Annotated in this window: 22 protein-coding genes, 1 tRNA gene and 1 pseudogene; 12 read left to right on the top strand and 12 right to left on the bottom strand. The window is 61.5% G+C overall.

Annotation, left to right across the window (positions count from 1 at the left end):
* Positions 1-3 precede the first annotated feature (3 nt).
* From fdhE to PVV54_RS23675, 4 genes are all read left to right on the top strand, one after another.
* On the top strand, positions 4-924 hold the full coding sequence (gene fdhE, locus PVV54_RS23690; protein WP_274907553.1) for a formate dehydrogenase accessory protein FdhE: 921 nt from the start codon (positions 4-6) through the stop codon (positions 922-924).
* A 133-nt stretch (positions 925-1,057) separates the two neighbouring features.
* Positions 1,058-2,485: an L-seryl-tRNA(Sec) selenium transferase gene (gene selA, locus PVV54_RS23685; protein ID WP_274907552.1), complete on the top strand. Its 1,428-nt coding sequence runs from the start codon at positions 1,058-1,060 to the stop codon at positions 2,483-2,485.
* The gene (gene selB / locus PVV54_RS23680; RefSeq protein ID WP_274907551.1) at positions 2,482-4,404 is read left to right on the top strand and encodes a selenocysteine-specific translation elongation factor; all 1,923 of its coding nucleotides are present in this window, start codon (positions 2,482-2,484) and stop codon (positions 4,402-4,404) included. The genes selA and selB overlap by 4 nt, the downstream gene beginning before the upstream one ends.
* A gap of 6 nt (positions 4,405-4,410) precedes the next feature.
* Positions 4,411-4,506 (top strand) — tRNA-Sec (locus PVV54_RS23675).
* Between the two features lie 97 nt (positions 4,507-4,603).
* Here the strand turns inward: PVV54_RS23675 and PVV54_RS23670 are convergent.
* Both PVV54_RS23670 and PVV54_RS23665 read right to left on the bottom strand, forming a co-directional pair.
* Positions 4,604-5,590 (bottom strand): asparaginase, encoded by a 987-nt coding sequence (locus tag PVV54_RS23670; RefSeq protein ID WP_274907550.1) that lies wholly within the window; start codon positions 5,588-5,590, stop codon positions 4,604-4,606.
* 72 nt (positions 5,591-5,662) lie between these two features.
* On the bottom strand, positions 5,663-7,105 hold the full coding sequence (locus PVV54_RS23665) for an alanine/glycine:cation symporter family protein (RefSeq protein WP_274907549.1): 1,443 nt from the start codon (positions 7,103-7,105) through the stop codon (positions 5,663-5,665).
* 178 nt (positions 7,106-7,283) lie between these two features.
* On the opposite strand from PVV54_RS23665, the gene PVV54_RS23660 reads away from it, so the two are divergent.
* The gene (locus PVV54_RS23660; protein ID WP_274907548.1) at positions 7,284-8,093 is read left to right on the top strand and encodes a helix-turn-helix domain-containing protein; all 810 of its coding nucleotides are present in this window, start codon (positions 7,284-7,286) and stop codon (positions 8,091-8,093) included.
* On the opposite strand, the gene PVV54_RS23655 is transcribed toward PVV54_RS23660, so the two are convergent.
* Both PVV54_RS23655 and PVV54_RS23650 read right to left on the bottom strand, forming a co-directional pair.
* Positions 8,076-8,879: a TSUP family transporter gene (locus PVV54_RS23655; protein WP_274907547.1), complete on the bottom strand. Its 804-nt coding sequence runs from the start codon at positions 8,877-8,879 to the stop codon at positions 8,076-8,078. The genes PVV54_RS23660 and PVV54_RS23655 overlap by 18 nt on opposite strands.
* Before the next feature lie 13 nt (positions 8,880-8,892).
* Positions 8,893-9,180, bottom strand: a pseudogene (locus tag PVV54_RS23650) (hypothetical protein); the annotation flags it as partial.
* Between the two features lie 769 nt (positions 9,181-9,949).
* Between PVV54_RS23650 and PVV54_RS23645 the strand changes: the two are divergent.
* From PVV54_RS23645 to PVV54_RS23630, 4 genes are all read left to right on the top strand, one after another.
* Complete coding sequence (locus PVV54_RS23645) at positions 9,950-10,900, top strand: HesA/MoeB/ThiF family protein (protein ID WP_274907546.1); 951 nt, start codon at positions 9,950-9,952, stop codon at positions 10,898-10,900.
* A gap of 1 nt (position 10,901) precedes the next feature.
* Complete coding sequence (locus PVV54_RS23640; protein ID WP_274907545.1) at positions 10,902-11,366, top strand: HIT family protein; 465 nt, start codon at positions 10,902-10,904, stop codon at positions 11,364-11,366.
* Positions 11,367-11,476: 110 nt separating this feature from the next.
* On the top strand, positions 11,477-12,361 hold the full coding sequence (locus PVV54_RS23635; protein WP_274907544.1) for a sugar nucleotide-binding protein: 885 nt from the start codon (positions 11,477-11,479) through the stop codon (positions 12,359-12,361).
* Positions 12,354-13,283, top strand: coding sequence for an NAD-dependent epimerase/dehydratase family protein (locus PVV54_RS23630; protein WP_274907543.1), 930 nt, complete (start codon positions 12,354-12,356; stop codon positions 13,281-13,283). Before PVV54_RS23635 ends, PVV54_RS23630 begins: the two co-directional genes overlap by 8 nt.
* Before the next feature lie 179 nt (positions 13,284-13,462).
* Here the strand turns inward: PVV54_RS23630 and PVV54_RS23625 are convergent, their stop codons facing one another.
* The 5 genes from PVV54_RS23625 to PVV54_RS23605 all read right to left on the bottom strand — a co-directional run bounded on the left by PVV54_RS23625 (position 13,463) and on the right by PVV54_RS23605 (position 17,323).
* Positions 13,463-14,146, bottom strand: coding sequence for an OmpW/AlkL family protein (locus PVV54_RS23625; RefSeq protein ID WP_274907542.1), 684 nt, complete (start codon positions 14,144-14,146; stop codon positions 13,463-13,465).
* Positions 14,147-14,255: 109 nt separating this feature from the next.
* Entirely contained in the window at positions 14,256-14,771 is a 516-nt protein-coding gene (locus tag PVV54_RS23620) for a DUF3299 domain-containing protein (protein ID WP_446731432.1), read from the bottom strand.
* A gap of 9 nt (positions 14,772-14,780) precedes the next feature.
* Complete coding sequence (locus PVV54_RS23615) at positions 14,781-16,046, bottom strand: ABC transporter permease (RefSeq protein ID WP_274907541.1); 1,266 nt, start codon at positions 16,044-16,046, stop codon at positions 14,781-14,783.
* Entirely contained in the window at positions 16,046-16,756 is a 711-nt protein-coding gene (locus PVV54_RS23610) for an ATP-binding cassette domain-containing protein (RefSeq protein ID WP_274907540.1), read from the bottom strand. The genes PVV54_RS23615 and PVV54_RS23610 overlap by 1 nt, the downstream gene beginning before the upstream one ends.
* Positions 16,757-17,323: a DUF2796 domain-containing protein gene (locus PVV54_RS23605; protein WP_274907539.1), complete on the bottom strand. Its 567-nt coding sequence runs from the start codon at positions 17,321-17,323 to the stop codon at positions 16,757-16,759.
* A gap of 133 nt (positions 17,324-17,456) precedes the next feature.
* Between PVV54_RS23605 and PVV54_RS23600 the strand changes: the two genes are divergently transcribed.
* On the top strand, positions 17,457-17,801 hold the full coding sequence (locus tag PVV54_RS23600) for a DUF3322 domain-containing protein (RefSeq protein WP_274907538.1): 345 nt from the start codon (positions 17,457-17,459) through the stop codon (positions 17,799-17,801).
* Positions 17,802-17,832: 31 nt separating this feature from the next.
* On the opposite strand, the gene trxA is transcribed toward PVV54_RS23600, so the two are convergent.
* From trxA to PVV54_RS23585, 3 genes are read right to left on the bottom strand one after another with little or no spacing between them, the layout of a single operon-like run.
* Positions 17,833-18,705, bottom strand: a complete 873-nt coding sequence (trxA, locus tag PVV54_RS23595; RefSeq protein WP_274907537.1) for a thioredoxin — start codon at positions 18,703-18,705, stop codon at positions 17,833-17,835.
* Between the two features lie 31 nt (positions 18,706-18,736).
* Complete coding sequence (locus tag PVV54_RS23590) at positions 18,737-19,396, bottom strand: class I SAM-dependent methyltransferase (protein WP_274907536.1); 660 nt, start codon at positions 19,394-19,396, stop codon at positions 18,737-18,739.
* Positions 19,397-19,849, bottom strand: a complete 453-nt coding sequence (locus PVV54_RS23585; RefSeq protein WP_274907535.1) for a YbaY family lipoprotein — start codon at positions 19,847-19,849, stop codon at positions 19,397-19,399.
* Positions 19,850-19,954: 105 nt separating this feature from the next.
* Between PVV54_RS23585 and nrdR the strand changes: the two genes are divergently transcribed.
* Both nrdR and ribD read left to right on the top strand, forming a co-directional pair.
* Positions 19,955-20,419: a transcriptional regulator NrdR gene (gene nrdR, locus PVV54_RS23580; protein WP_274907534.1), complete on the top strand. Its 465-nt coding sequence runs from the start codon at positions 19,955-19,957 to the stop codon at positions 20,417-20,419.
* A 2-nt stretch (positions 20,420-20,421) separates the two neighbouring features.
* Positions 20,422-21,552: a bifunctional diaminohydroxyphosphoribosylaminopyrimidine deaminase/5-amino-6-(5-phosphoribosylamino)uracil reductase RibD gene (gene ribD / locus PVV54_RS23575; RefSeq protein WP_274907533.1), complete on the top strand. Its 1,131-nt coding sequence runs from the start codon at positions 20,422-20,424 to the stop codon at positions 21,550-21,552.
* Positions 21,553-21,589: the final 37 nt, after the last annotated feature.

Genomic DNA, 21,589 nt, shown 5'->3' with positions numbered 1-21,589 from the left:
CGCTTGAGCACGATACTCGAACCCGGGCAGATTGAAGCCTCGGCGGTGATGCCGCCGTTTTTGCACCTGCCGCCCGGTAATTTGTTCGCACTGCGCGCCGCGCGCCTTGAGCAGTTGGCCGACGGAAATGCCTTGGGCGATTACCTGCATCTGGTTGCCCGCCTGTGCCGTATTCAGCAGCAGCTTGTGGATAACCCGCCCAGTGCTTTACCGGTGGCCGAAGAGCGCCAGCGCCTGTGTATAAGTCATGGCTTGCCGCCGTTGGCTGCCGATAGTCTGGTGCGCGAAGGGCCGTGGCTGGTGTGGTTGCAGGCGTTGATCGCGCAGTTTGATAACGAGGCCAGCGGCCCGTTGAATGATGCCTTGCAGTTGCTACGCGCGAGTGACGAGCACCAGCACAAAGGTTGGGGTATCGCATTGCTTGCCGGTCAGTACGATGCAGTGCCTGCAGCCTTGGTACCGTTCATTGGCGCTGCCTTGCAAGCAGCCTGGTCCAGTTGGCTATTGGCGCTGCCCAAGCCTGAGCTCAAACCCGCCGACAGCCTGGCCCAGTGCCCCGCCTGTGGTTCACCGGCCATGGCGGGCATCGTACGCAACCGCGGCAAGCACAATGGCTTGCGCTACCTGGCCTGTTCGCTGTGTGCGTGTGAATGGCATGTGGTGCGGGTGAAGTGCGTGTATTGCGAGTCGAGCAAGGACTTGCGCTACACCAGCCTTGAAGATGACCGCCATGCGCCGGGCAAGGCGCCGTTGCGCGCAGAGTGCTGCCCAGGGTGCAACACCTACCTCAAGCAGCACTACCTGGAGAACGATGCCGCAGCCGAGGCCTTGGCTGACGACCTGGCGAGCCTGGCACTGGATATTCGGCTGGACGAGGAGGGTTTTCATCGCTTGGCCCCGAACCTGATGTTGGCGCCGGGATAGTGACTACACTGCAATACCGAGTCGCCTGCATCGCGGATAAATCCGCTCCTACAGGGGATGCACACTCTCTGTAGGAGCGGATTTATCCGCGAAGCGTCAGTACAGACACCGGAAAAGTCCAAGGTAGTACCGCATGCCTACCAGCCCCACCAGCTCCACCCCACGCCTACCCGCAATCGACACCCTCCTGCGCCACCCGGCCTGCCTCCCGCTGATCGACCGGCACGGCCGCAACGCTACCCTCGCCACCCTGCGCCAACTGCTCGACGACCTGCGCGGCCCTGCGCGCAACGGCCAACTCAGCGCCGCCGAACTGGCCGCTGAAATCTTGCTGGGCCGCGCCGGTGAGCGCCTGGCCATGCAGCAACGCAGCCAGGTACGCCGGGTGTTCAACCTCACCGGCACCGTGCTGCACACCAACCTCGGCCGCGCTCTGTTGCCCGAGGAGGCCGTCGAAGCCATGCAGACCGCCGCCCGCTACCCGCTCAACCTTGAGTTCGACCTGGCCACCGGCAAGCGCGGCGACCGTGACGACCTGATCGAAGGCCTTATCCGCGAGCTGACCGGCGCAGAGGCCGTTACCGTGGTCAACAACAACGCTGCCGCTGTGTTGCTGGCGCTCAACAGCCTTGGCGCTCGCAAGGAGGGCATCATTTCCCGTGGTGAGTTGATCGAGATTGGTGGGGCCTTCCGCATCCCCGACATCATGGCCCGCGCCGGCGTACGCCTGCACGAGATCGGCACCACCAACCGCACCCATGCCCGGGACTACGAAGCCGCCATCGGCCCGCGCACGGGGTTGCTGATGCGTGTGCATTGCAGCAATTACAGCATTCAGGGTTTCACCGCCCAGGTACCCACCGCAGAGCTGGCGCGGATCGCCCACCAGCATGGCCTGCCGCTGCTTGAGGACCTCGGCAGCGGCAGCCTGCTCGACCTCACGCGTTGGGGCCTGCCTGCCGAGCCTACTGTGCGCCAAGCCTTGGTTGACGGTGCCGATATTGTCACCTTCAGCGGCGACAAGCTGCTCGGTGGCCCGCAGGCCGGGATTATCGTGGGGCGCAAAGACCTGATCACAAAGATCAAGAAGAACCCGCTCAAGCGTGCGCTGCGCGTCGACAAAATCACCTTGGCTGCGCTCGAATCGGTGCTGGCGCTGTACCGTAACCCTGACAGCCTTGCCGAACGCCTGCCCAGCCTGCGTCTGTTGACCCGCAGCCAGGCCGACATCCATGCCCAGGCCGAGCGCCTTGCCCCGGAACTCAAGGCCCATCTGGGTGAACAGTGGTCGGTCACCGTTGAGCCCGCACTTGGGATGATCGGCAGTGGCAGCCAGCCGGTGGCCCGCCTGCCAAGTGCAGCGCTGTGCCTGCGGCCACAGGTGTCGAAAAAACTGCGCGGTCGCAGCCTGCATGTACTGGAGCGAGTCCTGCGTGATCTGCCGGTGCCTGTGCTTGGCCGTATCGATGACGATGCACTGTGGCTCGACCTGCGCCAACTGGACGATGAGGCCCAGTGGCTTGCGCAACTACCGGCCCTGCAGCTGGGGCCGGTGCAGTGATTGTTGGCACGGCCGGGCACATCGATCACGGCAAGACCGCCTTGCTGCAGGCGCTCACCGGCCAGGCCGGTGACCAGCGTCAGGAAGAACGTGCCCGCGGCATGACCATCGACCTCGGCTATCGCTATGCGGCGCTGGCTGAAGGGGCATCGTTGACCGGGTTCATCGATGTGCCTGGCCACGAGCGTTTTATCCACAACATGCTGGCAGGCGCACACGGCATCGATGTAGTTCTGCTGGTGGTGGCGGCGGACGATGGTGTCATGCCCCAGACCCGTGAGCATCTGGCCATCATCGAACTTTTGGGCATTCCACAGGCCTTGGTGGCCGTGAGCAAATGTGACCGGGTTGAGCCGAGCCGTCTGGCGCAGGTGCACGCGCAAATCGCCGAACTGCTGGCACCGGGCCCTTACGCGCGGGCGCCGCAGTTTGCATTGTCGAGTGTCACCGGTGAGGGTGTCGAGGCGTTGCGCCAGGCATTGATTCAAGCTCAGCGCCAGATACGCCAGCGCAGTTCGCGCGGAGGCTTTCGCCTCGCAGTGGACCGTGCCTTCGCTGTCACGGGGGCGGGCGTGGTAGTCACGGGTACTGCATTGGCCGGGCGCGTGACGGCGGGGGACACGCTATTGCTTGGCAAGGCCGGCAAGCCGGTGCGCGTGCGTGGCCTGCATGCGCAGAATCAGGCCGCGCTGGTGGCCGAAGCCGGCCAGCGGGTGGCGTTGAACGTCAGTGCCGAGCGCTTGGCGGTTGAGCAGGTGCACCGTGGTGACTGGCTGGTGCCTGAGTGGCTGCATGCACCGAGCATGCGGGTTGATATCGAACTGCACCTTTTGCCTGGGGAAACACGCGCCTTCGAACATTTCAGCGCCGTGCACGTGCACTTGGGCACCCAGGATGTCACGGCGCGCGTTGCCTTGCTGGAAGGTGAAAGCTTGCTGGCAGGCCAGCGCATGTTCGCCCAGTTGCTGCTTAACGCGCCGCTGCAGGCCGTGCATGGTGATCGCCTGGTGCTGCGTGACCAGCGTGCCCAGCGCACACTGGGTGGCGGCCGTGTGCTCGACCCGTTTGCACCCAGCCGCCAGCGGCGTAGCGAAGCGCGCCTTCAGCAGTTAGCGGTACTACTTGATGCCGATGACGTGGAGCAGGCCTTACCGGCCTTGCTTGCCACTGCGCCCGGCGGCATTGACCCGCAGCGGCTGGAGCGCCAGTTCAATCGCCTGCGCGAGACGTGGCAACTACCCGGCGATGTTCTGGTAATTGCCACACGGCAAGGGCAGTTACTGTTTGCCAGTAGCCAATGGCAGGCACTCAAGTGCGAAGTATTGGCGCAATTGCAGCGGTTTCACGAGCAAGAGCCTGATCAATTGGGCCCGGACCGTGATCGCCTTCGCCGGTTCGCGGCATTGCCGTTGGAGCGGCCAGCCTTTGTCAGCCTGCTGGATGAGTTGCTTGATGACGGCGCCCTCGCCAGCAGCGGCCCTTGGCTGCATCTGCCAGGCCATCAGGTGCAATTGAGCGAAGCGGACAGTGCGCTATGGTCGCGGCTGGAGCCGAGGTTGCTGGAAGGGCAATTCGACCCGCCGTGGGTGAGGACGCTGGCCAGCGCCGAGCATTGCGCGGAAGCGGACGTACGTTTGTTGTTGCGCAAGCTGGCGAGGTTAGGGAAGGTGCACCAAGTGGTGCGCGACCTGTTTTACCCAGAGGCCACGCTGCAACGCATGGCTGCGATGCTGCTTGGCCAGGCAAGCGAATCACCGATAGTGCAGGTGGCCGCGTTTCGCGATATGTTGGGCATCGGTCGCAAGCGCAGTGTGCAGATTCTGGAATACTTCGACCGCATCGGCCTTACCCGGAGGGTTGCCGACCAGCGTCACATTCGCGCCGACAGCGCCCTGGCCCAACAGCAGGCCAGGCACTGAGTTCAAGGAAGGCAATCGCGCCCGGTGGCGCGGCCGGGCTTCAAACCCGGTTGGGGACGGCAGCCGTTCCCGGGCAGGTTCGACTCCCGCTGCCTTCCGCCATTTCCATGTGCTTGCAAAAATCCTGTAGGAGCGGCTTCAGCCGCGATGCAGGCGACGCGGTGGCAGGCACCGGTTGTGCCGGTGATCGCATTCGCTTCTAGGCCCGCTCTCCACACAGATCCAGGGCAAACCACTGCTCTGTCATCTCAGCATCCAGGCCTGCACCCAACAGCGCAAACATCTTGCCCAGCGCCGCCTCACGCGTCATGCCGCCACCGCTCACCAGCCCGGCAGCTCGCAAACGGTTACCCGCCGCATAGGTATCGAACACCACCGAACCCTCCGGGCACTGGCTGATGGCAACCAGCATCACCCCACGCTGACGTGCCGCACGCAGCACATCCAGCAGCGCCTGGTCGTCCGACGGCCCGGTACCGCTGCCGTAGCATTCCAGCAGCAAGCCTTGCACGCCGCTGTCGAGCACGGCGCCCAGGTGTTCGGCCTTCAGGCCCGGGAACACCGGCATCACCGCAAGATTCACCGGCTGGCGCTGCTGGCGATAGTTCAAAACCGCAGGCAGCTCACTGGCCCGCTCACCTTCACGATGGCGTGGCAGTGCGGCAAAGGCGTCGAACGCTTCGCTGCGCAGTTTCGACACACGGCAGCCGTGCAGCAACTGACCATGGAAGTAAAGCTGCACGCCGTCCTCAAGGCCTTGCTCGAACTGGCGCAACGCCCCGCACAGGTTGTCCCAGGCATCGCTGCCCGGTGCTCCGGCCGGCAACATCGAACCGGTCAGCAGCACCGGCACCGGCAAGCCCAGCAGCAGGAACGACAGCGCCGCGGCACTGTATGCCAGGCTGTCGGTGCCATGCAGTACCAGCACGCCATCATGGCCAGCATCCACCGCCGCGACGATGGCATCGCGCATGGCCAGCCAGTTGTGCTGCTGCATGTTGGCGCTGTCGAGCAGCGGGTTCATTTCCTGCAGTGTCCACGGCACCTGCGGTGCATTGGCAAGCTGGCCCAGGTGTTCGCGCATGCGCGCATCGAAGCCACCGGCCGGCGCCAGGCCTTCGGCCGTTTCGAGCATGCCGATGGTGCCCCCGGTGTAGAGGACGAAGAGATTCTTGACTGCACGCATGGGATGCATCCGTAGCGACGAGCGGGGAAAGAACAGCCGCCCACGGACGGGGCGGCTGGGCAGGGCAGGATATCAGCGCTGAGTCTGAACGTGGCCTACAGCATTGTCAGCGGCTGTTTCGGCCTGAGGATTGGCAGGCCAGGCATTGCGGTCCAGGTCCAGGTCGGCGAACTTCGACGAATCGAACACAGGCTGCTTGATGCCGGCCTTGCGCTGCTCGTCGTAGTCGCGCATCACGCGCAGGCCGATCTTGAACAGCAGGGCCAGGGCCACCAGGTTGACGAAGGCCAGGCAGGTCATGGTGATGTCGGCAAAGGCGAACACGGTGGACAAGTCCTGCATCGAACCCCACACCACCAGCGCCAGCACCAGGGCACGGAATGCCATCAGCACCACGCGGTTACGGGTCAGGAACTGCAGGCTGTTTTCGCCCAGGTAGTAGTTGTAGAGGATGCAGGTGAACACGAACAGCGACAGTGCCAAGCTGACGAACACGCGGCCCCAGTCACCCACGACAGCAGCCAGCGAGTTCTGGGTCAGGACGATGCCATCACCTTCGAAGCCCGGGGTGTAGAAGCCCGACAGCAGAATCAGCAGCGCGGTGCAGGTGCAAATCACGAAGGTGTCGAGGAACACGCTGAACGCCTGAACCACGCCCTGTGCCCCCGGGTGTTTCACGGCGGCCACGGCGGCTACGTTCGGCGCACTGCCCAGGCCCGCTTCGTTGGCGAACACGCCACGCTTCACGCCCATGACGATGGCGCTGCCCAGCAGGCCAGCGAAGGCCGGGTCGAGGCCGAAGGCGCTTTTGAAGATGGTTTCCAGCATGGCAGGCACGTGCTCGATCTGGGTGCCGATCACGTACAGGGTTACGCCGATGTAGGCCAGGGTCTTGACCGGTACCAGCAGGTCGGACACCGCGGCAATACGCTTGATGCCGCCGATGAAGGTGATGGCCAGCAGCACCGCCAGCACAATGCCGGTGTGGCTTGGGTCGAAGGCGAAGGCGTTTTGCAGCGAGTGAGTCACGGTATACGACTGCAGGCCGATGAAGGCAAAGCCGTAGGTGACCAGCAGCAGGATCGAGAACACGATTGCCATGCTTTTACGCTTCAGGCCGTGCTGAATGTAGTAGGCCGGGCCGCCACGGTACAAGCCGTCGCCGTCGGCGCGCTTGTACACCTGAGCCAGGGTACATTCGAAGAAGCTGCTGGACATGCCCACCAGCGCGGTGACCCACATCCAGAACACCGCACCCGGGCCGCCCAGGGTCACAGCGATACCGACGCCTGCGATGTTACCGGCACCAACGCGGCCGGCAAGGCTCAGCATCAGGGCCTGGAACGAGCTCAGTTGGCCTGCCTGGCCACGCAAGGATTCCTTGAAGACGCTGAACATGTGGCCGAAATGGCGGAACTGGACGAACCGCGAGCGGATCGTGAAGTAGCTGCCGAGACCGACGATCAGCACGATGAGGAGCTTCCCCGAAAGGAAATCGTTGAGTGCTTCGAGCATTGGAAAATGACCTCGATTCTTATTCTTCGTGTGGAAGGACAAGCGGGCGGCAGGCGCACCGCAATGTATTGGGGCGCATGGTTGGCCATGACAAGAGTGGTTACAATTTCGCGGATTGCTCCGTTTTGGTGCGAGTTGATGCTAGACTTGCGCCATTCGCGTCACCTGGAACACGTTCATGAGCGATCATTTCGCTAGCAACCTGAAACTGGCCTGCAGCCACTACCGCTCTATCTCCGAAGTTTGCCGCCAGCTCTCCATCAATCGCGCGCAATTCAACAAGTACCTGAGCGGCCAGAGCCGCCCAACGGCTTTCAACCTCAAGCGCATCGGCGATTTCTTCGGCGTGGAGGATTACGAGCTGAACATGCCGCCCGAGCAATTTGCCCGCTTGATTGGCGCGCGCGTGTCTGCCGTGGCCGACCAGCCCAGCGACCCCATCAGCGAATTGTTCCGCCCGTTGCATGAGCACGCGGGCAACCTGTCGCGCTACTGTGGGTACTACTTCGAGTACTCCAACTGCATGTCGGTGCCTGGCACTATCCTGGTGTCGCTGATTCATCTGTGGGAAGAGCAGGGGCGGTTTTTGTTCGAGCGCCAGGAGCGGCAAGAGCGTTCCAGCGCTACGGACCAGCATGCCGAAGTGCGTTGCCGCTACTTGGGCGCGGCATTCCAGTTGCAGGACCGCGTGTTCCTGATCGACTACGAATCGCTGACCCTCAATGAAATGAGCCAGACGATCCTTATCCCCAGCTTCAAAAGCCGCATCACTCGCCTGAACGGCCTGAAGACTGGCGTTTCCAGCGGTGATCGACGCAACCCGGCATGTACCCGGGTGGTGTGGGAATTCTTGGGCGAAGAGATCAACCGCATCAACGCCTACCGCCAGGTGAAGTTGTATCGCCCGGAAGATCCGCGTATCGATGACGATGTGCGTGAGCGGTTGAGTGTGGGGCCGTTGAGTAACGGGTTATTCGAAATCGAATAACTGGTCGCCTAGCCATTGGCCCAGCGGGTTGGCCGGGTCTGCCAGCAATTTGATGGCCATGATGCAACAGACGCAAACCAGCAATGGCTTGATCAGCCGTGGGCCGAACCGTACTGCACAGCGCGCGCCCAGTTGCGCACCCGTGAAGGCGGCCAAGGCCATCGCCAGTGCCAATGGCCAGATGATCGCCCCACTCAGTGCGAACACCGACAGCGCACCCAGATTACATGCAGCATTCAAGAGTTTGCTGGTGCACACTGCCTGCAACAGGTGCTGGCCCAATAGCAGCATGCACGCGAGCAGGAAGAACGAGCCGACACCCGGGCCGAAAATACCATCGTAGAAGCCTATTACCGGGGCCACTGCTACACAAAAAAGGCTAAGCGATATTCTTGCTTTGCGTACTTTCTCGTTCGGCTTGGGGCTAAAGGCAAAGTAAAGCGCCACCAGTATCAGCAGGACCGGTATGCAGGCTTGAAGCACGGTTTTGGGCACAAAACTGACAGAGAGCGCGCCCGCCGCCCCGCCCATGAAAGACAGCACAGCCATCGGCATGCCTTGTTTCCAGTTGATCATCCCCTTGCGCGCAAAGGCAGCAGTAGCGGAAACGGTGGCCGAGGCGGCCTGGAACTTGTTGGTGGCAATGGCTGCCAATGGCTCGATGCCGGAAATAAACAGCACCGGCAATGTAATCAAACCTCCACCACCGGCAATTGCGTCAAAACAACCCGCTGCCAAGGCAACCAGCGCGAGCGTGAGGATCAGCGTCAAGTCGAGTTCGATCATGGGTGATGTCCTGTTAGCCGCGCACCAGTAAAGGGTCTTCAGCAAGTACCAGTGGTACCGCGAAGGGCGAATATCCGAACTGGCGGACCAACAGGCGCCTGTTGTCCTGCACGATATCCCGGCCATGCAAGGCTCGGCTGTTGTTGATAAGCACTGCGCTGTCAGGCTGCAGCACGAATGCCAGTGGCTGGGCATCGTTCAAGGCGTGCTCAAAGTTTTTGAATGCTCGCACAGCGGCACTGCTGGCTTGGGGGTTGAGCGAAAATCGGTAGCTGTTGTAGCGCAGTGAAAAGCCACCATGCTGACCTTTGCCAAATCGCTGCAGTGTTGATTGCTGATCGACACTCAGAATACCAATGATTTTTTCAGCCAACGTGCTGGCTTGAATCGCCACCCCCCTTATCTCTGGCCCGCCGGCTTTAGCGAGGGCTTGGTTGGCTTGGGATATAGCACGGCGCTGTTGTGAATTGAATCTCAGGTACATGACTTCCGAACTCGGCATTTCAGCCTCCTTTTGATGGCGCAAGTGGGCAAGTCAACTATTCAATGGAGTTTGTCTTGTGCGTAAAAGTCAGGCAATTCTTCTATTTATGTAGGAAATTTCTTGTTCTTAGGTTTTGTTAAGCTGGTGTTGGTTTTTTATGTGAGGGTTGGGCTATTGCGTTTGTGTGGGTCGTTATATTGGTCGCGTTGTTGGTGATTTTTCCTACAAGAATGCAGGGAATTTCCTATATAAATTCACATTGACTATCGGAAATTTGCTAGCGAATAATGTGCTCGAACGATTTTCGTTCTCAATAACGTGAGGGTTTTATGAAGAAAGTACTTGGAGTAGCAGCTGTTGTGCTTTTGAGTGCACCAGTAGTTAATGCCTCGGCGCTGAAGGAAGCCGAGCCTAAGGAGATGACCACCAGGGAAAGCCGAGTTGGTCAGCATGTGTTAACTCTTGCAAGCTTTGATAGGTCGAAATGCGGTGGTATGCACGCACGAATGCTGCCGCAGTGCAATAACTAAGTGGCGAGGCCGGGAAGGGAACTTCCTGGCTCAAGAGGCTATGATAAGGAGGGTAAATGGAAGACCTGGTATATTATGTCGAAGGCGAAGTGGCGGGTGTGGTTGTCCCATCGACTGTATTTTCCTATCTTGATAATCGCGTTTTTGTGAATGGGCCATCGGGTGTTTTTGACGCAACGCTAAATGATGACGCCAGTTTTCGTCAGGCGTTGATTGATGCGGGGTCGTTGGTTCATGGCCAAACTGAGGAGGCCGCCGCGATCATTGATCTTCTGAGTGATCCTCGCAGTAGTCGGACAGTCAGTTATCTGCTGTGCAGTGCGCAACAATGCACGGAAGTTATCGAGGATATGGAAACTCTCCGACGTGCCACGGTCATGGTCGTTGGGTGCGGAGGCATTGGAAGTGCTCTATGTATGCTATTGGCTGGAGCAGGGGTGCAAAATTTCCTGCTGGTTGACGCGGATGTCGTTGAGGAGAGTAATTTAAATCGTCAGCTTTTCTGGACGCTTGGCGATATTGGTGATAAGAAAGTCGACGTGCTCAAACGAGAACTTGAATCGAGGTTCAAGGATGTTTCCGTGGACTGTCTGGCGTCCAGCGTCAGTATTGACGAACTTTGTAAGGTTGCGGCCAGTGGCGTGGACGCTGCTGCGATAACAGCTGACAATCCGCCCACCCTGGCTCGCGAGTGCTGGCGATTGGCGAAAGCACACAATATCCCTGTGGTGTCAGGTGGGTACTTGCATCATTTGTGCTGTTCAATCCATGTAGTGCCTGGCGACTGGCAAGATATCGAAAATGCATCAAGTTTGCTTGAAGATGAGCGTTGGTTTCCGCTTCCAAGTGCGATCATGCCAAGTTACGGCCCCATGAACTTTTCATTAGCTTCCGTGCTGAGTGGAAATCTGATCTCGTCTCTGGCCAAACACTCATTAGGTGTACAGAAAACCACCGTCCTACGCTGGGACTCTACGGGTGTGACGCATCTGATGGACAGGAGATGAAATGGTGTGTGTGTTCTGCGACATTGTAAGCGGCCATGCTGAAAGCCATATCGTGTGGGAAGATCCGGATCACTTGGCCTTTCTTTCAATTTACCCAAATACCTATGGTGTGACGGTGGTTGTCCCGAAAGAACACTACTCGAGTTATGTGTTTGATCAGGATGATGCAGTGATTACAGCATTGCTGATTGCTACCAAAAAGGTCGCTCGGCTTTTGGATGACGTGCTGACCGGCGTCGCTCGAACTGCCATGGTGTTTGAAGGGTATGGAGTCGATCATCTTCATGCCAAGTTGTATCCGATGCATGGCACGGGTGAACGTAGCGACTTCCAACGAATCGCATCGGATGTGGGGACTTACATCGATCAATACTCTGGCTTTGTCTCTTCACATGATGGTCCGAGGGCCGAGCACCAGACGTTGGCGGCTTTGGCGAGGCGACTGCGGGGGCACGGCAGCGCCTAAGCGGTAGGGTATTGTCGGCTGCACCTAACAGGGGCGGGGTTGGACTTCCCCGCCCGGAAACCGCAAAATGGCCCTTTCCTTCAATCAACCTGTTCGGATCTGCTGACTCTATGCGTATGCGCCTGATGCTGTTGGGTGGTGGCAATGCCCTCGGGCAAGCGCTGATTCGTCTCGGGGCCGAGGAGGACATCGCGTTTCTGGCACCACGCCCGCCCGAAGATGGCTGGGCGCCGGCCAGCCTCACTCAGTTGCTTGACGATCATCGCCCTGATGCCTTGGTCAACCTGGCCTATTACTTCGACTGGTTCCAGGCCGAATCGGTAAGCGAGCAGCGCCTGGCTCAACAGGAGCGGGCAGTGGAGCGGCTGGCGGAGTTGTGCCAGCACCATCAGATCACCCTGGTGCAGCCTTCCAGCTACCGGGTGTTCGACGGTTCGCGGGCTACTGCCTACAGCGAGAAGGACGAGCCCGTGCCGCTGGGTGTGCGTGGCCAGGCGTTGTGGCGTATCGAACAGCGCGTGCGTGCTACCTGCCCGCAGCATGTGTTGCTGCGTTTTGGCTGGTTGCTGGACGAGAGCATTGACGGTGCACTGGGCCGATTCCTGACCCGTGCCGAACAGCCCCAGGAATTGCTGCTGGCCGATGACCGTCGCGGCAACCCGACGCCGGTCGATGACGCGGCCCGGGTAATCCTGTCGGTGCTCAAGCAGCTGGACTGCAGTGCGCCGCTGTGGGGCACCTACCATTACGCCGGTAACGAGGCCACAACGCCCCTGGCGCTGGGGCAGGTGATTCTTGCCGAGGCCGGGCAGTATCGCCAGCTTGCCGTACAGGCCCCCACCGCCCAGGCGCATGCCGCAAGGCCCGATGCCAGCGACGAGCCGCAACACGCGGTGCTGGCCTGCAAGAAAATTCTTCACACTTTCGGCATCAAGCCGCGTGCCTGGCGCGCCGGTTTGCCGCCTCTATTGGACCGTTTCTACCGCCATGGCTGACGCCCCCATCCTGATCACCGGCGGTGCCGGCTTTATCGGCTCCCACCTGTGCGATGCGTTGCTTGAAAAAGGCTACGCGGTGCGTGTGCTTGACGACCTTTCCACAGGCAAACGGGTCAATTTGCAGCTTGGTCACCCGCGGCTGGAGCTGATTGAGGGTGATGTGGCCGATGCTGGCCTGGTCCTGCGCGCGGCTGAAGGTTGCGGTGCGGTGGTGCATCTGGCGGCGGTCGCTTCGGTGCAGGCTTCGGTCGATGACCCGGTGAAGACTCACCAGAGCAATTTCATCGGCACGCTTAACGTGTGTGAAGCCATGCGTGTGCACGGCGTGCGCCGTGTGTTGTTTGCTTCGAGCGCGGCGGTTTACGGCAACAATGGCGAAGGCCAGTCAATTGCCGAAGACACACCCAAGGCGCCATTGACGCCCTACGCGGTGGACAAGCTGGCCAGCGAGCAATACCTGGACTTCTACCGCCGCCAGCACGGCCTCGAGCCGGTGGTGTTCCGCTTCTTCAATATCTTTGGCCCGCGCCAGGACCCCTCGTCGCCATACTCCGGTGTGATCAGCATTTTTGCCGAGCGCGCCACCCAAGGCCTGCCGATCACCGTATTTGGTGACGGCGAGCAGACGCGGGACTTCCTGTATGTGGGCGATCTGGTGCGGGTGATGGTGCAGGCGCTTGAGCTGGCGCAGGTGGAAGAAGGGGCTGTGAACATTGGCTTGAACCAGGCCACTTCGCTGAACCAGTTGCTCAAAGCGTTGGAACAGGTGGTCGGCAGTTTGCCTGCCGTGAGCTACGGCGAAGCGCGTTCGGGCGACATTCGCCATTCGCGGGCGGATAACCAGCGCCTGCTGGCGCGGTTCGAGTTCCCCCAGCCGACCTCCATGGTCGATGGCTTGGCCAAGCTGCTGGGCATCTGAAAAACCGAGGGCGGCCTTAGCCTGATGCTGTTCACTTAAGAATGCCGGGGCTGCTGCGCAGCCCTTTCGCGACGCAAGGCCGCTCCCACAGGGATTGCGCATGCCTGAGGTAAGCACTGAAGCTGTGGGAGCGGCCTTGTGTCGCGAAAGGGCCGCAAAGCGGCCCCTGGGTTACATCATCAGAACTTGTAACCAAGCCCTACCATGTATACCCATGGGTCGACTTCCACGTCGACCTTGGTCTTGCTGTAGCCCAGCGCAGTCGGGCCGTTGACGCTGGCCTTGGTGTCGATGTCCATGTACCAGACCGAGGCGTTGATCAGCAGGTTGTCGGTGAGCATGTAGTCCATACCCAATTGCCCGGCGATGCCGACCGAGTCCTGTAACTTCAGGTTGCTGAAGCCTTGCTCTTTGCGCGCGCTGCTCAGGTCTTCGTCAAAGAACAGGGTGTAGTTGATGCCCACGCCCGCATAAGGCTGGAAGCGCGAGTTCGGCTCCATCGGGTAGTACTGCAGCGACAGGGTCGGCGGCAGTTGCTTGATGTCTGCCAACTTGCCATCCAGGCCGCCACCCAGGCCCTTGACGCCCACAGTGTGCTTGAACGGCGTGGCCGCCAGCAGCTCAAGGCCGATGTGGTCGGTGAGCATGTAGGCGAACGTCAGGCCCAGTTGGGTATCGCTGTCCAGGGTTGCCTTGGTGCCCGACACCTTGTTGCCGTCGAACTTCAAATCGCCACTGCTTTCGTTCGGGGCGGTGGTGATGGCGCCTGCGCGCAAAATCATGTCTCCCGCCTGGTAGGCGTGAGCGGCAGGGGCGGCGAGCGCAAGGGCCACGAGTGAGGCACCGAGCAAGGACTTGTTCATGGAAGCTCCCAAAGGACGTGAGTAACTGAGTAGTCCAATGGTACGAAGCCGCTTAAACAGAATGTTTGACCCAGCTCAAAGAAGCGTCAGAACAAATTAGAAACAGTTCTCACTTCAGCTCATAAGCGTATATTTTCTCGGCTTCCATCTGGTAACCGGCATCGGCCAGCTCGCTGCTGGAGGCTCTAACCTGCATCTTTCCTTCGATCCAGTAAGGCTGGTACAGGTCTTCGACGCGCACGCCCATTTCGCTGAAGATGTGCACGATCTGGTTCGAAGGTGGTGGCGGCACGTGGATGCAGGCGCCGTAGTAGGGCACCAGCAGAAACTCGGTGGTGCGGCCTTCTTCGCTCACCTCCAGCGGCACGATGTAGCCGGGCAGCTTGATCTGCTGGCCGTCCAGGCCTTTGACCACGGGCGCGTCGGGGGCCTGCTGGCGGGCGGGCGGCGCCGACTCCGCGGACAGTGCGTTGCTCAGTTGCGACATGTCGTGCAGTGGCGCCAGTTGCGGCGGGATGACCGGCGCGCCCTCGGGGATCAACGCTGGCCAGTCGAGTTCGCGGGGTTCAGCCGCCCAGGCAGGGGCGGCGATTACAAACATAAGTACCAAAAGCGCGCGCAGCATTGTGTTCTCTCAAAGGTGAATCGACAGGCCATCGGCCAGCGACTGCCGATAGGCACGCCAGGCCGGCACGCTGCCCATCAGCAGCGCCGCGCCGAGGATGATAGCCAGCAACGTCCATTCGTGCGCGCTTGGCATGGCCAGCGGCAGGTACAGGCCGTAGTTGGCTTGCACATAGCCTTGCGCCAACGCGATACCGCCATACAGCAGGCCGAGCCCGGCCACGATGCCCGCCGTGGCCAATGCCAGCGCCTCAAGCACCAGCAGCCCCGCGATGTGCCAGGGGCGTGCGCCGACCGAGCGCAGAATCGCCATTTCCCGGCGTCGCTCGTTCAGGCTGGTGAGGATGGCCGTGAGCATGCCGATCAGCCCGGTCAGCACCACGAACAGCGATACCACGAACAATGCCTGCTCGGCGGTGCCCATCAGGCTCCACAGCTCCTGCAGCGCCACCCCCGGCAGAATCGCCAGCAGTGGTTCGTTACGGTACTCATTGATCTCGCGCTGCAGGCTGAAGGTGGCGATCTTGTTGTTCAGGCCGAGCATGAAAGCGGTAATGGCGGTGGGCTGCAGGTCCATTGTGCGTGCCTGTTCGGCGCTGATGCGCCCTGCACCGCGCGCCGGTACCCCGTTGTGCCAGTCGACGTGAATGGCTTCCATGCCTGCAAGGCTGATGTGCAGCGTGCGGTCCACGGGCGTACCGGTGCGCTTGAGCACGCCGACCACGGTGAAGGGTTTGTCGTCGTGCTTGACCAGGCTGATGGCTGCTACGCCGTGGGCCAATACCAGCTTGTCGCCAAGCTTGTAATGCAAGGCTTCAGCCACTTCGGCGCCCAGTACTACCTCAAACGGGTCGTCGGCAAAGGCTCGCCCTTGGCTCACTTCAAGATTTTGCCTGCGCCCGTACTGGTAATGGCTGAAATAGTCGCCCGTGGTGCCCATTACCCGGTAGCCGCGGTGGGAGTCGCCCAGCGAAATGGGAATCGCCCATTTCACCCGGGGGTCCTGAGCATAGTGTTGATAGCTGTCCCAGCGGATGTTGTTGGTGGCGTTGCCGATGCGAAACACCGAATAGAGCAGCAGGTTGACCGAGCCCGAGCGGGCGCCGACGATCAGGTCGGTGCCGCTGATGGTGCTGGCGAAACTGGCGCGGGCTTCGGTGCGCACGCGTTCGACGGCCAGCAGCAGGCACACCGACAAGGCAATGGCAAAGGCCGTTAAAAAAGCAGTAAAGCGGCGGTTGGCCAGGCTGGCCAGGGCAAGGCGAAGCAGGTACATCAGGCCTCCCGGGGCTTGGCAGCGCGGTTGAGCTCGGCAAGGGACACGTGGCGGTCGAACAGCGGTGCCAGGCTCTGGTCATGGCTGACGAACAGCAGGCTGGAGCCGGCTGCCCGGCATTCGGCGAAGAGCAGCTGAATGAAGGCTTCACGGGTATCGGCATCCAACGCCGAGGTCGGCTCGTCGGCGATTACCAGTTCTGGCTGGCCGATCAGGGCTCGGGCGGCAGCTACACGTTGCTGCTGGCCGATCGACAGGCTGTCGGCGCGGCGTGCCAGCAAGGCAGTGTCGTTCAGGCCCAAGTGGGCCAGCAGTTCGCTGGCTGCCCGGTCGACACTGCCATGGCGCCGCATCGCGCGTTCGGCTCGGCTGCGTGAGAAGCGGCAGGGTAGCTCGACGTTTTCACGTACCGAAAGAAACGGCAGCAGGTTGAACTGCTGGAAGATGTAGCCCGTGTGGTCGACCCTGAAGCGGTCGCGTGCGCCTTGCCCCAGCGCGCCCAGCTCCTGGTCAAGCAGGCGGATGGTGCCTTGGCCAGGCAGGTTGACGCCGCCGAGCAAGCCCAGCAGCGTGGTTTTGCCACTGCCGCTCGGGCCCTTGAGGAACAAGGCTTCCCCGCTTTCCAGGCGGAAGGCGGGGATGTCCAACAGTGGCGGCTGGCCTGGCCAGGCAAACACCAGGTTCTGCAGTTCAATCAGCGGCTGGTTCATTCAGAACGCGACCACGGCCTTGGCTGGGGATGTTTCCACGCCTTTCTGGCCGTTCGGGCCGATCAGTTGCACGTTGATTTTCTGGGTGGCCGGGAAGGCTTTGAACAGCGGGGCCAGGTCGATCTGGGCCAGTTTTTCCGGGGCGGAGCAGTTCAGCTGGTAGTGGGCGTTGATATCACTGTGCTGATGCTCATGTTTGTCGCCGTCATCATCTTTTGCAGCATCACCGAACAGCGGGCTTTCCAGCTCCTGGGCGTCTTCCTTGCAACCTGCAGCCGCCGCCAGGCCAAACAGATTCAGCGGTTGTTCCAACTGCTGGCGCACGGCTGCAACTTTGGCTTTGTCAGCATCGGTGCTGGCTGCGTGCTCGAAACCGACCAGGTTCATCGCCGGGCTGTCCAGCTCAAGCTCCAGGGTGTTGCCGTCCAGCACGGCATTGAGCTTGGCTACGCCGTGCTCATGGGCGCCGAGCGTGCCGTGGGCATGGTCATGGTCGTGATCATCGTGGGCATGGGCCGCAGCCAGGGGCAGCAGGGCAAAGGGCAAGGCGAGCAACAAGCGGCGCATGTGACGACTCCGGAGGTGGGCTTCAAATATTTGGTAATGTTATAACAAGTTTTTGGAGGGTCGCCAGCCTGTGTAGCTCAGGTTTCATGTTGCGGTAGCATGGCGCCATTGACCTGAGTGCCAGGAGCACATCATGAGAATTCGCGGAACGATAGGTGACTGGCCGGTGGACTTGACCATCGAGTTGGAGCCGGCAGAGTGGGCGCAGCTTGGCCGGCAGGTCGAGTTGCCTGCAGCAGCGCAGGTTGCGTCCGCGCCAGCGGCAGTATCACCACGTCAGGATGATGGGCAGTGGACGGCGGCGCGGGAGCTGCTGCGCCAGGCGGGGCAGATGAGCGGGCCTGAGTTGCTGGAGCGCCTGGAAGGGCTGGCGGGCAGTACGGCGGCGGGCAAGCGGTTGCTGGTGCGGTTGCGGCACAGCAGTGATGTGAAGGTGGAAAGCGGCGTGGATGCGCCGGTTTATCACTGGCTTGGATGACGCTGGGGCTGCAAAGCAGCCCCAGACATTTTCAAAACATCGCTGAAGACAACCGCCGGCGATACACGCTAACCAACGGATGATCACTACCCAGTAACTCGAACACCTGCAGCATGGCCTTCTGCGGCAGCCCGTTCTCATAGGCACGGTTGCGCTGGAACAGCTTCAACAGTCCATCCAGCGCCGCTTCATACTGCTGACGCGCCAATTGTTGAATGCTCAACTGATAAGCCGCTTCATCATCCTGGGGGTTTTGCGCCAACCGGCTTTTCAGGTCGGCAACTTCCGGCAGGCTGGCCGCCTGGCGCAGGAAGGTAAGCTGAGCCTTCGCGCCAGCCAGCGCGGCTTTGTGCTCATCGGTCTTCACCGCATCAAGCACTACTTGAGCCTCACCCAACTCACCACGCTCTGCCAGGCAGCGTGCGTAGTAAATCAGTGCTTCCGGGTTGCTGTTGTCTTCTGCCAGCAGTGCCTTGAGCAGCGCTTCGGCTTCAGCAAAACGGCTTTCGGCGAACAGCGCCTTGGCCTGTTCCAGCGGCGAAGCTGCAGGGGCAGCGGGCATTTGCACGTGCGGTTCGAGCATGGCGCGGATGGCCGACTCGGGTTGGGCACCGGCAAAACCGTCCACCGGCTGGCCGTCCTTGAACAGCACCACGGTCGGCAGGCTGCGGATGCCGAACTGGGCAACCACTTGCTGTTCCACGTCGCAGTTGATTTTTGCCAGCAGCAACTCGCCCTGATAACCCTCGGCAATTTTGGCCAGCAGCGGCATCAACGCCTTGCACGGCGCGCACCATTCAGCCCAGAAGTCGACCAGCACCGGCTTGTGGAAAGAGTTCTCGATCACCAGTTGCTGGAAGGTGGCATCGGTGGCGTCGAAAATGTAGGGCGTCTCTTGACTCATCGCGACTCTCGCAAATCCGTGGATGGCACCACTATAAAGGCTCGCGGCTGGCGTGGTACAGGCTGACCCGGCGGAATTCGTGCGGCTCGGCGAGGTCTGGCAGGGTCAAGGCGTCGAGCACGCCCAGTTGCCGGTACTGTGGGTGGCTGAAATCACGCACCCGCGAATCGGCCACCAAGGCCTGCCGGCCACGGCTGAGGAAGGCATCCAGCAAGGGGAGGTTGGCGCGGTCGTACAGCACATCCGCAACCAGGATCAGGTCAAAGCGGTCGGCCTCGGCAAAAAAATCTTCGCTGTAACCTAGCGTTACGTCATTCAGCAGGGCGTTGGCCCGGCAGGCCTGCAATGCCAGCGGGTCAAGGTCGCATGCCACCACTTCTACAGCCCCGGCGCGGGCTGCGGCAATGCCTGCAATACCTGAGCCCGCGCCAAAGTCGAGTACCCGCTTGCCCGCCACCCACTCAGGATGCTTGGCCAGGTAGCGCGCCATGGCCAGGCCGCTGGCCCAGCAGAAGCTCCAGTACGGCGGCTCTTCGAGGATGCGCCGCGTTTCTTCACTGCTGAAGGCACGGTCCATGTTCTGGTCATCAATCAGCCACAGCTTGAGCTCACACTCTGGCAGCTCGCTCACCACAAGCCGTGCTTCGCCGATCAGGCCACTGAGGGCCTGTTGCAAGGCAAGCGGCGCCACTTACGGCGCCTTCTCGAACCGCAGCGGCCCGGTAGCCTGGGTCTGGGCCTGCACGATGCGCACGGGGGGCAGGTGCATGATCAGTTGCCCCGAGTTGCTGGCGCGGCCACGCAGTTCGACGCGGGCGCCGGCCGGGAAGGCTTCGGGGTTGAAACGCAGTTGGTAAGGGAGATCCTGGCCGGTGCCAGTCAGGGCACTGCTGGCCAGTAATTGTTGCGGGCGATCGCGCTCATCAATCACCAGCAGGGCCAGCTCAACGTCGGCACCGGCTGGAATGTTGACCAAAGTGCCGCTCAACTCTCGCTGGTAGGCGGGTAACGGGCCCAGTGGCTCGGCCCTTTTCGCCACTTTGGCGGGGGCGGGGGCAGGGGCCTGCTGAGGCTTTGGCTGGTCGCTGCCACAGGCGGCAAGCAGGGTGGCGCAGCACAGCACGACGAGCGCTCGTAGATGCATGGGGACGTCCTTCACGGGCAGAATTGCATGGATGTTAACCCCTTTGGCTTGTCTTGCCAGTGCAATGCGCTACCATGGCCCTCCCTTTTTTTGTTGCCTGCCACCATGCACTGTCCCTTTTGCGGTGCCAACGACACCAAGGTCATCGACTCGCGACTGGTCGCCGAGGGCGAACAGGTGCGCCGCCGCCGCGAGTGCGTCGCCTGCGGCGAGCGTTTCACCACCTTTGAAACCGCTGAACTGGTTTTGCCCCGGTTGATAAAGCAGGACGGCACCCGCCAACCTTTCGACGAAGACAAACTGCGTGCCGGCATGCAGCGCGCGCTGGAAAAGCGCCCGGTCAGCGTCGAACGCCTGGAAGCTGCGCTGGCGCATATCAAAAGCCGATTGCGCGCCACGGGCGAGCGAGAGGTCAAGTCGCTGGTGGTTGGCGAGTTGGTGATGGCCGAGCTGCGCAAGCTCGATGAAGTCGCCTACATTCGCTTCGCTTCCGTGTACCGACGCTTCCAGGACCTCGACGAGTTCCGCGAAGAAATCGAACGCCTGGCCCGCGAGCCGGCTAAAGAGTGAGCATGCCCAGCCAAGCCGCGATTCTCGACGCCCATTACATGGCCCGTGCCCTGGAACTGGCGCGCAAAGGCGCCTACACCACCCATCCCAACCCGCGTGTAGGGTGTGTGATTGTTCGTGATGGCGAAGTGGTCGGTGAGGGCTGGCACGTGCGCGCTGGTGAGCCGCATGCCGAAGTGCATGCCCTGCGCCAGGCAGGTGAGCGTGCGCGTGGCGCCTGTGCCTACGTAACGCTCGAGCCCTGCAGCCACCACGGCCGTACGCCACCGTGTGCCGAAGCGCTGGTAAAGGCGGGCGTGGCGCGTGTGGTGGCAGCCATGCAGGACCCCAACCCGCAAGTCGCCGGCAATGGCCTGCGGCGCCTGGCCGAGGCCGGCATCGAGGTGGCCAGCGGCGTGCTCGAAGCCGAAGCCCGCGCACTCAACCCCGGTTTTCTCAAACGCATGGAACATGGCCTGCCATTCGTCCGCGCCAAACTGGCCATGAGCCTGGATGGCCGTACCGCCATGGCCAGTGGCGAAAGCCAATGGATTACCGGCCCCGCCGCCCGCTCGGCGGTGCAGCGCCTGCGCGCCCGCGCCAGCGTGGTGCTGACCAGCGCTGCCAGCGTGCTGATGGACAATGCCCGCATGACCGTGCGCGGCGACGAGCTTGGCCTGGACCCAGAGACAACCGCCTTGGCTCTGACACGCACGCCTCTGCGCGTGCTGATCGATGGCCGTCTGCGCCTGCCGCTGGAGGCGCCATTCTTCCAGGCCGGCCCGGCATTGGTGGTGACCGCCATGGGAGTAGACCCGCGTTACACCGCTGCAGGCCACGAACTGCTGAGCTTGCCGGGCAGTGATGGCCGCGTCGACCTGCCTGCCTTGCTGCAAGCCCTGGCGGCCCGTGGCGTTAACGAAATTTTGCTGGAAGCCGGTGCCGGCCTGGTGGGCGCGTTCGCTCAACAGGGGCTGATCGACGAGTATCAGTTGTTTGTCGCCGGTACCTTCCTCGGCTCTCAGGCTCGCCCGCTGCTGGACTGGCCGATGAGCGCGATGGGCCAGGCACCACGCCTGAAAATCACCGAAATGCGCGCAGTGGGCGATGACTGGCGGGTCACGGCCATCCCTCTGCCAGCACCCGGCGTATAATGCCGGGCTTGCCCCGCGCAAACCGTTTTTGAGGAAG

Source organism: Pseudomonas sp. PSKL.D1 (assembly GCF_028898945.1).
Lineage (GTDB): Bacteria > Pseudomonadota > Gammaproteobacteria > Pseudomonadales > Pseudomonadaceae > Aquipseudomonas.
This window is presented reverse-complemented; position numbering and strand designations above follow the sequence as displayed.

Bases quoted from the DNA above. Each gene is read 5' to 3' on its own strand.
- selA (WP_274907552.1), top strand. From the start codon at position 1,058: ATGCCTACCAGCCCCACCAGCTCCACCCCACGCCTACCCGCAATCGAC.
- PVV54_RS23670 (WP_274907550.1), bottom strand. From the start codon at position 5,590: ATGCGTGCAGTCAAGAATCTCTTCGTCCTCTACACCGGGGGCACCATC.
- PVV54_RS23665 (WP_274907549.1), bottom strand. From the start codon at position 7,105: ATGCTCGAAGCACTCAACGATTTCCTTTCGGGGAAGCTCCTCATCGTG.
- PVV54_RS23660 (WP_274907548.1), top strand. From the start codon at position 7,284: ATGAGCGATCATTTCGCTAGCAACCTGAAACTGGCCTGCAGCCACTAC.
- PVV54_RS23655 (WP_274907547.1), bottom strand. From the start codon at position 8,879: ATGATCGAACTCGACTTGACGCTGATCCTCACGCTCGCGCTGGTTGCC.
- PVV54_RS23645 (WP_274907546.1), top strand. From the start codon at position 9,950: ATGGAAGACCTGGTATATTATGTCGAAGGCGAAGTGGCGGGTGTGGTT.
- PVV54_RS23640 (WP_274907545.1), top strand. From the start codon at position 10,902: ATGGTGTGTGTGTTCTGCGACATTGTAAGCGGCCATGCTGAAAGCCAT.
- PVV54_RS23635 (WP_274907544.1), top strand. From the start codon at position 11,477: ATGCGTATGCGCCTGATGCTGTTGGGTGGTGGCAATGCCCTCGGGCAA.
- PVV54_RS23630 (WP_274907543.1), top strand. From the start codon at position 12,354: ATGGCTGACGCCCCCATCCTGATCACCGGCGGTGCCGGCTTTATCGGC.
- PVV54_RS23625 (WP_274907542.1), bottom strand. From the start codon at position 14,146: ATGAACAAGTCCTTGCTCGGTGCCTCACTCGTGGCCCTTGCGCTCGCC.
- PVV54_RS23620 (WP_446731432.1), bottom strand. From the start codon at position 14,771: ATGCTGCGCGCGCTTTTGGTACTTATGTTTGTAATCGCCGCCCCTGCC.
- PVV54_RS23615 (WP_274907541.1), bottom strand. From the start codon at position 16,046: ATGTACCTGCTTCGCCTTGCCCTGGCCAGCCTGGCCAACCGCCGCTTT.
- PVV54_RS23610 (WP_274907540.1), bottom strand. From the start codon at position 16,756: ATGAACCAGCCGCTGATTGAACTGCAGAACCTGGTGTTTGCCTGGCCA.
- PVV54_RS23605 (WP_274907539.1), bottom strand. From the start codon at position 17,323: ATGCGCCGCTTGTTGCTCGCCTTGCCCTTTGCCCTGCTGCCCCTGGCT.
- PVV54_RS23600 (WP_274907538.1), top strand. From the start codon at position 17,457: ATGAGAATTCGCGGAACGATAGGTGACTGGCCGGTGGACTTGACCATC.
- trxA (WP_274907537.1), bottom strand. From the start codon at position 18,705: ATGAGTCAAGAGACGCCCTACATTTTCGACGCCACCGATGCCACCTTC.
- PVV54_RS23585 (WP_274907535.1), bottom strand. From the start codon at position 19,849: ATGCATCTACGAGCGCTCGTCGTGCTGTGCTGCGCCACCCTGCTTGCC.
- nrdR (WP_274907534.1), top strand. From the start codon at position 19,955: ATGCACTGTCCCTTTTGCGGTGCCAACGACACCAAGGTCATCGACTCG.
- ribD (WP_274907533.1), top strand. From the start codon at position 20,422: ATGCCCAGCCAAGCCGCGATTCTCGACGCCCATTACATGGCCCGTGCC.